The sequence below is a fragment of the Ruegeria atlantica genome, from assembly GCF_001458195.1.
GTDB classification, from domain to species: Bacteria; Pseudomonadota; Alphaproteobacteria; order Rhodobacterales; family Rhodobacteraceae; genus Ruegeria; species Ruegeria atlantica.
Genome location: NZ_CYPU01000048.1, coordinates 1 through 11,322, shown reverse-complemented (window position 1 = coordinate 11,322; position 11,322 = coordinate 1). Strand labels below are relative to the sequence as shown.

Sequence of the window (11,322 nt, the reverse complement as noted above, 5' to 3'; positions counted from 1 at the left end):
CCGTCAGGATAAGNTTGTCGAGCGTCAGGTCTGATACCGCACGCCTGAGCCGCTCATTTTCCTTCTGAAGCCGCCTAAGTTCCTTCAATTGGTCTACACCCATTCCGCCATATTGCTTGCGCCAGCGGTAATAGGTTTGCTCCACAACGCCGATCTGTCTGATCGCATCCAGACGCGGCATCCCTTGCCCCATCAGAACTTCAACCTGCCGCAACTTCGAGACAATTTCTTCCGGCTTCGGTCGCTTGTTTGCCATTCTTGGTCCTCCGTTTCCTAATCTTAACGGTGGGCCCATTCAAATGGGGAGGCTCAAGACCAACCCGCAGCGGCGCGAATTCAGCCAAAAAGCCAGAAATGGATATCAGGATTTGTTCATACGCCCAGCCCGCCCACCGCGACGTTTGGCAAGGCGGGGTTTGCGCGCAGGCAGATCTTCCATGATTTCGGCACGCTCAACGCTGTCCATTTTCGACCAGCGCGTGATCTCATCAATGGTGCGATAACAACCGGTACAGATGCGCTCGGTCGGGTGCACGACGCATATCTGGATGCAAGGGCTCTCAACCTCGTTCCTTTTCCAGACCATGTTTGTCATCGGTATACCCCGTTGCCCTTAAAGAAAGCGCAGCCTATCCAGCGCTCCTTGTAGAATATAGCCTGCCGCAACGTGATCGATAACCTGTCCGCGACGTTTTCGTGACGTATCCGCCTCAAGAAGTGCCTTTTCCGCCGCGACTGTGCTTAGCCGTTCGTCCCAGAAGCTGATTGAAACCTCGGTCAGACGTGACAGATTTCGGGCAAAAGCGCGGGTCGATTGGCACCGGGGGCCTTCGGTGCCGTCCATGTTTTTGGGCAGGCCGAGTACGACACCACCAATCTCGCGGTCTGCGATGATGTCCAGCAATCGGGCCGAATCCAGGGTGAATTTCTTGCGCCGCACGGTCTCAAGCGGGCTGGCCACGCCGCGCATCCGGTCGGACACGGCCACGCCGATGGTCTTTTCGCCCAGATCTAACCCCATCAGGGCGGTCATAGGGGACAATGCGGCGGCGAAGTCTTCGAATTCGTCATATATCATTGCGCGATACCTGCCTGAAGTGCGGCAGCGTCGATGGTCTCCAGCGCGTCGGCGTTTCCGGCAAAGACCGCCATGGCTTCGTTCCTGATGTCGATGGCGCGCTGTCCTTCGCCCAGAACGCCCAGTGCAGCGATCAGACGGGCCCAATCCTCGGGCGCGCCTCCTTCGGTGGCCAACCGGTCGGAGAGCTGATTAACCATGCCTCGGATCATCTCTTGTCGTTCTTCCGGGGTCAGCGCCGCGGCGGCCTCGACGTCATCCTGGCTTGGGCCGGGTCCTGCGGGAGCCGAAACCTCGGGCGCGTTGAACACCCCTGCGCGAAAGGCCAGCTCATCCAGTTGGGCCAGAATTGCGTCGACCCATGGCGCGCCGGCCGGTGCGTTGCGCAAGGCGTCGGTCCAGATGCGATACCCGATGTCGGGGCGCCCGACCTGCACCATCATCTGGCCAAGGTAATACAGTGCCGGGCCATGTCGCGGATCGCGTTTTAACGCTTCGCGCAATGCAGCTTCGGCTTCGGGGGATACATATCCACCCGCCGACAAGATCATCATTTCGGCCAGATGCGAATAAGCGTCTGCAGGGACAGCGTCGCCAGACAATTCGATCACGCGCTGCTGGGCCTTGTAAGCGGCCGGAAAGTTGCCTGCGTTCGCTTCGTGTTGCGCCAAAAGTACATGGCCTTGCAGGTCATCGGGACGCGCTTCGACGGTTTCACGCAACTGCTCCAAAAGCGTTGCATAACTCTCTTCCAGCTGAGGCAAGGGCGCAGGTGTTGTAGTGGCCTCGAATTCAGCCTGGCTGGGGCGTTCCGCGCGCAAGGTTTCCGCCTGCGCAATACGCAGCGACAGGGGTTGGTCCGGTAGCCCCGCCGCTCCCATCCGGTCGTACATCCAGGCCGCACCGCCGACCAGGATAAGACCCACGGCTGCGATAGCGGTGACCGAAGCCCAAAGTGGCGGTCCCGGTCGAGTCGACTGTGCCTGTATCTGTGCGTCTGCGGCCAGAATACGGCGTGAAATCTCGGTGCGTACACGCTCGGCATCTGCTTCCCCGATGACACCTCGGGCCAGATCCTTGTCCACGCCCGCCAATTGTTCGCGATAAACACGCAGGTCATAGGCCGCTGCGGGTTCGCGTGTGTCACGCGAGCGCAGGATAGAATAGCCTAGGAACACTGCAGTCACGGCAGCTGTTAGGATGATCAGGACCCAGAACGACATGGCTTCTCCGAAGTGGCTGCCCTGACTTAGACCTCTCGGCGGGCCGACAAAAGGGACAAATGGCCGCTGGCCGACTTCGTGTCGCAATAATGGGGCCTATGTCGCAATAGTGCGATATTACGGCGTTGAACGGCAGGGGCGCGCTGGCGTTACGCGGCATATCTTCGCGCAATCACCGAACCGGATGGATTCGCCTATGAAACACTATTCAGCCTTTGCTGTAGCGCGCGAAGCGCTGCGCTATCACACCGGATGGGAACGCGCCTGGCGTTCGCCCGAACCCAAGAAGAAATACGACGTGATCATCGTCGGTGCGGGCGGTCATGGTCTGGCCACGGCCTATTATCTGGGTAAGAACTACGGCATCCAGAATGTCGCCGTGATCGAAAAAGGCTGGCTGGGCGGTGGTAACACCGGTCGGAACACGACTATCATCCGCTCAAACTATCTGCAGGACCCTTCGGCAGCGATCTACGAAAAAGCGCGCAGCCTGTACGAGGATCTGAGCCAGGAACTGAACTATAACATCATGTTCAGCCCCCGTGGCGTTATGATGCTGGCCCAAACCCATCACGAAATTCGCGGATATCAGCGCACGGCGCATGCCAACGCATTGCAAGGTGTTCAGACCGAATGGATCACCCCCGAGCGCGTCAAAGAGCTGGTGCCGATCATCAATATCGACGGTCCGCGCTATCCGGTTCTGGGCGCATTGTGGCAGGAACGCGGGGGCACCGCTCGTCACGACGCCGTGGCTTGGGGATATGCGCGCGCCTGTTCCGCAATGGGCATGGACATCATCCAGCAATGCGAGGTCAAAGGCGTCAGGTCTGAGAATGGCCGCGTTGTTGGCGTCGATACTACCAAGGGTTCGATTGACTGTGACAAGCTGGGTATGGTGGTTGCGGGCCATTCCGGTCAGCTGGCCGAGATGGCGGGCTTCCGTTTGCCGCTTGAAGCCATTGCCCTGCAGGCGTTGGTGTCCGAGCCGATCAAACCCTGTATGGACGTGGTGGTGATGGCCAACACCGTGCATGGCTATATGTCTCAGTCCGACAAGGGCGAGATGGTGATCGGCGGCGGCACTGATGCCTTCAACAACTACACCCAGCGCGGCAGCTTCCATCATATCGAGGAAACCGTTCGCGCACTGGTCGAAACCTTCCCGATGATCTCGCGCCTGAAGATGTTGCGCCAGTGGGGCGGGATTGTGGACATGACCGGTGACCGGTCTCCGATCCTGTCGAAAACGCCACTGGGTGGCTGCTTTATCAACTGTGGCTGGGGCACGGGTGGCTTCAAGTCGATCCCTGGATCGGGATGGGGCATGGCGCAACTGATGGCCACGGGTCACTCACCGCTGACCGAAGCCTTTACGCTGGATCGCTTCAAAGAGGGCCGCTTCATCGACGAAAGCGTCGCCGCCGGGGTGGCGCACTAACACCCTTGCCCGAAGGTGCCACTTAATAGAATTCTGGTTGGCCACATTGCCAGCCGACCGCCAAAAGGATGACCATATGCTGATCCTGAACTGCCCGTATTGCGGCGTCGACGCCGAAGAATCTGAACTGTCCGCCGGAGGTGAGGCGCACCTGAAACGCTTCGGTCCCGGCTCGTCTGAGGACGAATTCCACGACTACCTGTTCATGCGTGAAAACCCCAAAGGCGTTCATTTCGAACGCTGGCGCCACAGCAACGGCTGCGGCAAGTGGTTCCACGCCGCTCGCTGCACACAAACGCTCGAAGTGTTCGGAACCTATTCCGCCCAGACCACCGAGCCGCCGAAAGAACTCAAGGACGCGATCACTGCAAAGCGCCCTGGCTGGACGTGGAGAGAGTACGAATGATCCGCGCTGCCATCCCTAATTCCGCCTGCGAAAGGTCCGCAACATGAGCACCCGTCTCGCAAAACAAGGCCGGCTGATTGACCGGTCGAAACAGGTCACCTTCACCTTCAACGGCACCTCGATGCAGGGGTACGAGGGGGATACGCTTGCCTCGGCCCTGCTGGCCAATGATCAAATGATGATGGGCCGGTCATTCAAGTACCACCGCCCCCGCGGTGTTGTCGCCAGCGGTGCGGAAGAGCCGAACGCTTTGGTTGGCCTGGGGCAGGGCAACCGGTTCGAGCCGAACCAGCGCGCCACAACGACCGAGCTGTTCAATGGCCTGACCTCAATTTCACAGAACCACTGGCCGAACCTGGAATTCGACATCGGTGCCGTGAACACAGCGCTGGCGCGGTTCCTGCCAGCGGGCTTCTACTACAAGACGTTCATCCACCCCAAGCCATTCTGGAAACACGTCTACGAGCCGATCATCCGGCGGTCGGCCGGTCTGGGTAAAGCACCCGACAAGGACAACCGCGACGCAGATACTTATGAGCACTTCTACGCCTTCACCGACGTTCTGGTGATCGGTGGCGGTGTCGCCGGGTTGCAGGCGGCCATGGCTGCGGCCGAGACCGGTGCCAAGGTTCTGCTGATCGAGCAAACTGCGCATTGGGGTGGGCGTGCTCCGGTCGATGGCGGGACCATCAATGATGAGCCTGTGGATAAGTTCGTGGAACAAATGGTTTCCAAACTGGAAACAATGGGCAACGTTATCATGCGCAACCGCTGCATGGGCGCGGGCGTCTATGACCATGGCTATGTGCTGGGGTATGAGCGCCTGAACGACCATAAACCGGGCACACAAGGTCCACGCCATCGCCTGTGGCGTATCCGGGCCAAGCAGGTCGTCACTGCGACAGGTGCAATCGAACGTCCGCTGTCATTTGCGGGCAATGATGTGCCGGGCGTCATGCTGGCCGCGGCCATGCGCGACTATGTGGTGAATTGGGGCGTAACCCCGGGCGAACGTGTGATCGTTGCGACCAACAATGACGACGCATATCGCACAGCGATCATCCTCAAGCAGGCAGGTGTCGATGTTCTGCGTGTTATTGATGCGCGCGCTGCAGCCGGACCGCTGGCCGAAGAGGCGCGACAGCTTGGAATCCGGGTCGACCCCGGCAAGGCCATTGCCAAAGTCAAAGGCGGCAAGCGCGTCAAAAAGGTCGAGATCTGCAATCAGGAAGGCATCGGTGGCGCTCGCGAAGAAGTTGAGTGCGATGCGGTTGCCATGTCTGGCGGCTGGTCCCCGGTTGTTCACATGTGGTCGCATTGCGGTGGCAAGTTGATTTGGGACGAGGCGCACGCGCATTTCCGCCCCGATCCGGCACGGCCACCACTGGGCGCGAACGGCGAGGGATTTGTTGTGGCTGCGGGTGCCTCAAATGGTCCATTGGCGCTGGGTGATGTTCTGACTGACGCGCACGCTGCGGGCAAAGCCGCCGCCAAGGCAGCTGGCTTCAAGCCAAAGAACACCAAGGCTCCGGCTGGTGAGGCCACGCAAGAGGCCGCTATGCAAGCGGTCTGGCTGATGCCCGCCAACGCCGAAGTGCAGCTACGCATGAAATCCTGGCTGGACTTCCAGAACGACGTCAAAGTCTCAGACGTGCAACTGGCCGCGCGCGAGGGCTATGAAAGCGTCGAGCATACTAAGCGGTACACCACACTGGGTATGGCGACAGATCAGGGTAAGTTGAGCAATATCAACGGACTGGCGATTCTTGCTGATGCACTGGAATCAGAAATTCCGAAGGTAGGAACCACCACGTTCCGCCCGCCATACACGCCCATTTCGATGGGTGCGATTGGCGGCGAAGCGCGGGGCGACGTGTTCCAACCGATCCGTCAAACGCCGATGCATGACTGGCACGACAAGAACGGCGCGGATTGGGAGCCGGTCGGCCACTGGCGCCGGACCTACGCTTATGTACGTCCTGGTGAATCTGTGCACGACGCAGTAAACCGCGAGGTAAAGAATACCCGCGAAAACCTTGGTTTGCTGGACGCGTCGACACTGGGTAAACTGATCGTCAAAGGCCCGGACGCCGGCAAATTCCTGGACATGATGTACACCAACATGATGTCCACACTGAAGATCGGCAAATGCCGCTATGGCCTGATGTGTTCGGAAAACGGGTTCCTGATCGACGACGGCGTTGTAGCACGGATCGACGAGGATACCTGGCTGTGCCACACAACCACCGGCGGAGCGGAGCGCATCCATGCCCATATGGAGGAATGGCTGCAGACCGAGTGGTGGGACTGGAAAGTCTACGTCGCCAACGTGACCGAGCAATACGCTCAGGTCGCGGTTGTTGGCCCCAACGCCCGTAAGGTGTTGGAGAAATTGGGCGGTATGGATGTTTCGAAAGAAGCGCTGCCCTTCATGGAATGGCGTGATGGCAAGGTCGGTGAGTTTGACTGCCGCGCTTACCGCATCTCGTTCTCTGGCGAGTTGTCTTATGAGATCGCGGTTCCCGCATCGCAGGGTCAGGCGTTTTGGGATGCCCTGATGGAGGCGGGCAAAGAATTCGGCGTGATGCCTTACGGCACGGAATGTCTGCATATCCTGCGGGCCGAGAAGGGCTTTATCATGATCGGGGACGAGACCGACGGCACCGTGATCCCGCAGGATCTGGGGCTGAACTGGGCGCTTTCGAAAAAGAAAGAGGACTACCTCGGAAAACGTGCCCATTCGCGCAGCCACATGGCCGATCCGGACCGCTGGAAACTGGTTGGTCTTGAGACTGTGGATGGTTCGGTCATCCCTGACGGAGCTTACGCAGTCGGGGAGGGCGTCAACGCCAACGGGCAGCGCAATATGATCGGACGGGTGACCTCGACCTATTACTCGGCCAATCTGGGCAAGGGCATCGCAATGGGTCTGATCAAGCACGGTCCCGACCGCATGGGCGAGATCGTTGAGTTCCCGGGCACCGATGGCAAAACCTACAAAGCCAAGATCGTGGACCCGATCTTCTTCGATAAGGACGGGGAGAAGCAGAATGTCTGAACCCATCAGCGCACTGAACCACGCAAGGTATGATGGCATCGCCAAGGTCCGGGAATGTGGCCTGCAGGGTATGATTACCTTGCGCGGCGATCTGTCCGACAAGGTGTTGGCCAAGGCCGTCAAGGACGCAACGGGTCAGAAGATGCCCGGTCAGCGCGAAGCCTTGGTCGACGGTGAGTCCGGCGTCTGCTGGATGTCCACCGATGAATTACTGGTGCTTGTTCCTTACGCCGAGGTTGAGGCCAAACTGGCGGCCTTGACCAACGCGCTAAGCGGTACACACGCGTTGGCCGTCAACGTCTCGGACGCCCGCGCCGTGTTCAGTATCTCGGGCAGCAATGCGCGCGAGGTGTTGGGCAAACTTGCCCCAGTCGAGCTGTCGGTTGAGGCATTTCAACCTGGTCAGATCCGCCGCTCGCGCTTGGCTCAGGTGGCAGGGGCTTTCTGGATGGATGACGCTGAAACTTTTCGCGTAGTCTGCTTCCGGTCGGCCGCAGACTACGTGTTCAAGCTGCTTAAAGCTGCGGCGCAGCCGGGCAGCGAAGTTGGGGTGTACTGAACCGAATTTAACTGAAAAGCCCCGGCTATGCCGGGGCTTTCTTTACCCGGTGAATACGCTGCAAACTCCGGATCCATATGGTTTGTTGGCAGCGCTTGTATGCGCAAAACTGGCGCGAACTTTGACAGTGTTTTTTGCTGAATTAAGATTTGCCTGATATTTCATGCGCAGATTTTGCCCTTCGCTTGACCGGAGGGTGACGTTCCAAAACATGCGATATTCGCCACTTTTTTTCACTTTGAGTTGGGCGCTGGTCCAATCGTGATGACAGCTGACAACTTTGGCCTCACGCGTGTCAGTATCTACTTGAAAATTATACTCGGGAGCGATCCAGCCATGGCCGTCCGGCTTCGTGATTTCGCATTTGTATTCGACGGTACCAGCTAAAACTGATTGCGCGGAAACGGTCATCGCAGCAATCGCCGTAAGCGAAGCTTTCATTTTTGTTTTCCTTCAAACTATTCCGTGGGTTCACTCAACAAGCTCACGCTTGGGTTGCAAGTGTGGAATCACCTAATTCGACAGGGTTAATGGCCGCATTCTAGCCAGTAAACAAAACCGTACGGTACCGTGTCATTTCCGTTGGGCTGAGCGCTTTCTGAACATCCAGCGGGCGTCCGGTTTCGTCAGTAATTTCAGAATAAAAGGAGAGACTGCTCAGCAGGTCTGAGGTCGGCTGATGTCTGTCCTCTTCGGGTAAAAGCGGTGAGTGGAGTGAGAGGTACAGAGTAGGTCGCGTCCGTTTCAACCAGGGCAGGATCGTTGGCAGCACTAAAAACTCAGCCCCCTCAATATCCATCTTGACCAGAGAAACGCCCGAAAGGTCATTCGCGGCCTCGAATTGGTTCCATGCGATCGTCAAGGCGTCATTGCCATGTGTTCCGTCGTGCAAAAGTGAGCTGGTGGAATCGCCCGGCTCGCCGCGCACCGACGCCATGCGAGCCACTCCGAACTGATCCGACAACGCCACGCCAAAGGCCGAAACGTTTTGGATGTCGTTCAGGTCGAGGTTCCAGGCCAGATGCCGAAATGCCGTCGGGTCCGGTTCGAAACACCAGACATGTCGCGCCTTGCGGGCACCGTACAGGACCGTGGGGCCAATCCACGCGCCGATGTCCAGATAATCCCGATCTGCCGACAGATACTTGTCGAGTACCGCGAAAGTTTCAGGCTCCCACTTGCCATCAGACGCCTTGCGCCAAAATTTCGAATGATAAGGGTCCAGACGAAACGGCTCGCCATTCAGCTGGCCCGCATAGTATCCGCGGGCGCGGTAAAACATCTTGCGCGCCTGTGTAAGCATCGCCTGCCTCCGGGTTTTCTTGTCTCGGCTCTTGACCTGCGGCGGCTGCCAAAGCATTTAACCTTGGGAACCGCAACTTACATTTTTAACAGGGGGCCGATATGGCTTTTGAACTTCCTGATCTTCCTTATGCACATGACGCGCTGGCAGCCAAGGGTATGTCCGCGGAAACACTGGAATATCACCACGACCTGCACCACAAGGCCTATGTCGACAACGGCAACAAGCTGATCGCCGGCACCGAGTGGGACGGCAAGTCGCTGGAAGAGATCATCGTTGGCACCTACGACGCAAATGCCGTCGCGCAAAACGGCATCTTCAACAACATCAGCCAACTGTGGAACCACAACCAGTTTTGGGAAATGATGGGCCCCGGCGGCAACGCAATGCCCGGTGACCTGGAAAAAGCCCTGACCGAGAGCTTTGGCTCGGTTGACGAGTTCAAGTCGCAGTTCAGCGCGGCTGGTGCCGGTCAGTTCGGTTCGGGCTGGGCGTGGCTGGTCAAAAACGCAGACGGCTCGCTGGCTGTGACCAAGACCGAGAACGGCGTGAACCCGCTGTGTTTCCGTCAAACCGCTCTGCTGGGTTGCGACGTGTGGGAGCACAGCTACTACATCGATTTCCGCAACAAGCGTCCGGCTTACCTGTCGAACTTCCTCAACAATCTGGTGAACTGGGAGAACGTTGCATCGCGGATGTGATTGTTGACCCGATAAGGGTTTAACAAGGGCCTGCTGGCGGTGACGTCGGCAGGTTTTTTTTGTTTAGATGGGTGTTTCTGAAGGTGATGCGGCGTTTTGCAATCGGTGTCGAATGGCAGCAGTGAGCCCAAAGCGGTCAACGAATTTTCCGCAGCAGAGTCTATTTCCCGATCTTAACAACCTTCGTATGTCAGCAGCCCGTCGAAGCGCGAGGACCGCTGTTGCGTAATCTCCCAATGAAATACCTCTGAAAGCGAAGGCTGCCGGTGTTTCGTGTGAACGGCCAGCGACTTCCCCTGAGACAAGTTCCGTTAAATCGCCGGCTATCTGCTGGTATGGCAGCATCGGCTTGTCACTTTCAATTTCTTGTGTTCGGCCATCAACAATAACAGCTTTGAAAGCGGACATGCTGTCTGGAAACCACGGAATGCAGGCATCTGTAATCGCTGCGAACGCAGTCGGCTTAAGCCATCGGGCATCTAAGAAGGGTTCAACAGAGTAGTCCAATGTTATAGATGTCACAACCAGATCGGCATAGCGCAAAGCGTCCTTCGCATTTGTGGCTATTTCAGCTACGAGGCCCATATCGTGAGCATAGCTGCAGAGCTTGTCGACATTCGCTTTGCCACGCCCGAACACGCGAATTCTTTTCAAAGGAAATAGCTCTGAAAATGCAACTAATTGGGAGTGAGCTTGCACGCCCGCGCCCACAAAAGCCATCGTCTCGGCACTAGGGTCTGCAAGTCTTCGCGCCACCACCATTGATAGTGCTGCTGTTCTGATTGCGGTTATCCAGTTCGCCCCCAATACAGCTCTGAGAAGCCCGGTTTGCGCGTCCATAACCATGATTGCGCCGTTAATAGCGGGGAGCCCTCTTGCCGAATTTTCAGGGCACACAGTAACTTGTTTCGTCACGATGAACCCATCATCTCCCACTGCCAAAGTTGAAATTGAATACCGTCCATCCCCAGGCAGGATGGCCGTCTTGGGAGACGTATGAAGCTTTCCGGTTGCCTTCGCGATCAGGGCAGCTTCAATGGCTGCGGTAAATTAGGAAGGTTGGATGCCTAATGCTTCCAGGTCCTTGTCAGAAAGATAAACCAATTTGCTTTCGGAAGTCACATTGTCATCTCTCGGCTTTGCAATCTGGTATTCTGACTACGCACGATATCTTGGGCACTCTATTCTTGTCGGTTAGTGTTCCCAAGATCAATAAAACTGAAGTAACAAATCCTTCGCTTCAATGCGCGCCAAAGAAATACTGCTCCGCTATCTTGGAAATGTTGTTCGAACTGAATGATCGAAAAGTCCTGCCGTTTCAACCGATCGCCGCAACACATTCATGGAACGTCTCTGCTGGTGAGAAGTAATGCAACGTTTTTCTTGGCCGCTCGTTGAGTTCACGAGCAACTGCGTCGAGATGTTCCTGGCTGTGCACTGAGAGGTCGGTGCCCTTTGGGAAGTACTGGCGCAGGAGACGGTTGGTATTCTCGTTGGTGCCGCGTTGCCACGGGCTGTGCGGGTCGCAAAAGTAGATGTCGAGATCGGTGGCC

13 protein-coding genes are annotated in these 11,322 nt (G+C 57.4%); 5 read left to right on the top strand and 8 right to left on the bottom strand.

Features of this window, described 5'->3' with window-relative positions:
* The 4 genes from RUA4292_RS14960 to ccmI all read right to left on the bottom strand — a co-directional run.
* A partial coding sequence (locus RUA4292_RS14960) for a transposase (protein WP_058278326.1) occupies nt 1-256 on the bottom strand: 256 nt, incomplete at its 3' end.
* Nucleotides 257-361: 105 nt separating this feature from the next.
* Entirely contained in the window at nt 362-595 is a 234-nt protein-coding gene (locus RUA4292_RS14955) for a DUF1289 domain-containing protein (RefSeq protein ID WP_058278325.1), read from the bottom strand.
* An 18-nt stretch (nt 596-613) separates the two neighbouring features.
* Complete coding sequence (gene ruvX / locus RUA4292_RS14950; protein WP_058278324.1) at nt 614-1,078, bottom strand: Holliday junction resolvase RuvX; 465 nt, start codon at nt 1,076-1,078, stop codon at nt 614-616.
* Nucleotides 1,075-2,301, bottom strand: a complete 1,227-nt coding sequence (gene ccmI / locus RUA4292_RS14945; protein ID WP_058278323.1) for a c-type cytochrome biogenesis protein CcmI — start codon at nt 2,299-2,301, stop codon at nt 1,075-1,077. Before ccmI ends, ruvX begins: the two co-directional genes overlap by 4 nt.
* 196 nt (nt 2,302-2,497) lie before the next feature.
* Here ccmI and RUA4292_RS14940 point away from each other — a divergent pair, with 196 nt between their 5' ends.
* From RUA4292_RS14940 to RUA4292_RS14925, 4 genes are all read left to right on the top strand, one after another.
* Complete coding sequence (locus tag RUA4292_RS14940; RefSeq protein ID WP_058278329.1) at nt 2,498-3,742, top strand: sarcosine oxidase subunit beta family protein; 1,245 nt, start codon at nt 2,498-2,500, stop codon at nt 3,740-3,742.
* 76 nt (nt 3,743-3,818) lie between these two features.
* Nucleotides 3,819-4,148 (top strand): sarcosine oxidase subunit delta, encoded by a 330-nt coding sequence (locus RUA4292_RS14935; protein ID WP_058278328.1) that lies wholly within the window; start codon nt 3,819-3,821, stop codon nt 4,146-4,148.
* A gap of 43 nt (nt 4,149-4,191) precedes the next feature.
* Nucleotides 4,192-7,206: a sarcosine oxidase subunit alpha family protein gene (locus RUA4292_RS14930; RefSeq protein WP_058278322.1), complete on the top strand. Its 3,015-nt coding sequence runs from the start codon at nt 4,192-4,194 to the stop codon at nt 7,204-7,206.
* A complete protein-coding gene (locus RUA4292_RS14925; protein WP_058278321.1) occupies nt 7,199-7,765 on the top strand; it encodes a sarcosine oxidase subunit gamma in 567 nt (188 codons plus the stop codon). Before RUA4292_RS14930 ends, RUA4292_RS14925 begins: the two co-directional genes overlap by 8 nt.
* A gap of 42 nt (nt 7,766-7,807) precedes the next feature.
* On the opposite strand, the gene RUA4292_RS14920 is transcribed toward RUA4292_RS14925, so the two are convergent.
* A complete protein-coding gene (locus RUA4292_RS14920) occupies nt 7,808-8,206 on the bottom strand; it encodes a hypothetical protein (RefSeq protein WP_058278320.1) in 399 nt (132 codons plus the stop codon).
* 100 nt (nt 8,207-8,306) lie between these two features.
* On the bottom strand, nt 8,307-9,068 hold the full coding sequence (locus tag RUA4292_RS14915; protein WP_058278327.1) for an FkbM family methyltransferase: 762 nt from the start codon (nt 9,066-9,068) through the stop codon (nt 8,307-8,309).
* Between the two features lie 101 nt (nt 9,069-9,169).
* On the opposite strand from RUA4292_RS14915, the gene RUA4292_RS14910 reads away from it, so the two are divergent.
* Nucleotides 9,170-9,769 carry a superoxide dismutase gene (locus RUA4292_RS14910; RefSeq protein ID WP_058278319.1) on the top strand — a complete coding sequence of 200 codons (600 nt, stop codon included), beginning with the start codon at nt 9,170-9,172 and terminating at the stop codon, nt 9,767-9,769.
* Between the two features lie 63 nt (nt 9,770-9,832).
* Here RUA4292_RS14910 and RUA4292_RS14905 read toward each other — a convergent pair whose 3' ends face one another.
* Nucleotides 9,833-10,807, bottom strand: coding sequence for an ornithine cyclodeaminase family protein (locus tag RUA4292_RS14905; protein ID WP_082637135.1), 975 nt, complete (start codon nt 10,805-10,807; stop codon nt 9,833-9,835).
* 280 nt (nt 10,808-11,087) lie between these two features.
* The coding region (locus RUA4292_RS14900) for an IS30 family transposase (protein WP_145974967.1) at nt 11,088-11,322 on the bottom strand (235 nt) is incomplete at its 5' end.

Excerpts from the sequence above, each read along its gene's own strand:
- ccmI (WP_058278323.1), bottom strand. The coding sequence starts at position 2,301 with ATGTCGTTCTGGGTCCTGATCATCCTAACAGCTGCCGTGACTGCAGTG.
- RUA4292_RS14930 (WP_058278322.1), top strand. The coding sequence starts at position 4,192 with ATGAGCACCCGTCTCGCAAAACAAGGCCGGCTGATTGACCGGTCGAAA.
- RUA4292_RS14920 (WP_058278320.1), bottom strand. The coding sequence starts at position 8,206 with ATGAAAGCTTCGCTTACGGCGATTGCTGCGATGACCGTTTCCGCGCAA.
- RUA4292_RS14940 (WP_058278329.1), top strand. The coding sequence starts at position 2,498 with ATGAAACACTATTCAGCCTTTGCTGTAGCGCGCGAAGCGCTGCGCTAT.
- RUA4292_RS14910 (WP_058278319.1), top strand. The coding sequence starts at position 9,170 with ATGGCTTTTGAACTTCCTGATCTTCCTTATGCACATGACGCGCTGGCA.
- ruvX (WP_058278324.1), bottom strand. The coding sequence starts at position 1,078 with ATGATATATGACGAATTCGAAGACTTCGCCGCCGCATTGTCCCCTATG.
- RUA4292_RS14925 (WP_058278321.1), top strand. The coding sequence starts at position 7,199 with ATGTCTGAACCCATCAGCGCACTGAACCACGCAAGGTATGATGGCATC.
- RUA4292_RS14915 (WP_058278327.1), bottom strand. The coding sequence starts at position 9,068 with ATGCTTACACAGGCGCGCAAGATGTTTTACCGCGCCCGCGGATACTAT.
- RUA4292_RS14935 (WP_058278328.1), top strand. The coding sequence starts at position 3,819 with ATGCTGATCCTGAACTGCCCGTATTGCGGCGTCGACGCCGAAGAATCT.
- RUA4292_RS14955 (WP_058278325.1), bottom strand. The coding sequence starts at position 595 with ATGACAAACATGGTCTGGAAAAGGAACGAGGTTGAGAGCCCTTGCATC.